The organism is Seonamhaeicola marinus (assembly GCF_008085455.1).
The window spans coordinates 1-278 of the sequence record NZ_VSDQ01000480.1; the positions used below are offsets into that span (position 1 = coordinate 1).

1 protein-coding gene is annotated in these 278 nt (G+C 25.2%); it reads left to right on the forward strand.

Translation table 11 applies throughout. The features are described 5' to 3' along the window. Positions 1–48: 48 nt before the first annotated feature. Positions 49–278: hypothetical protein (locus FUA24_RS25425; protein WP_222861335.1), on the forward strand; the 230-nt coding region annotated here is incomplete at its 3' end.

Genomic DNA, 278 nt, shown 5'->3' on the forward strand with positions numbered 1-278 from the left:
ATATATTTGAAAAATGAAAAGGCAACATTACTTTTTAGCAAATTAATTATGTGTAAGTTTCTTACCTTTTTCTTCGGATTGTTTTTAAACAAATTAAATATTTTAAGACACTTAAAACCTAAAAGTATAACAGCTATTAAGGCCCCTAAAAAGAAAATTAACTCCCCATACCAAAATGTTTTTGATGAAATAATTGATGGATCTAATAAAATAACATCTAGTTCTTGTTGTTTTTTGTTCCCTAAAAAAACTTCGGGTAAAGAGATTATATATTCTTG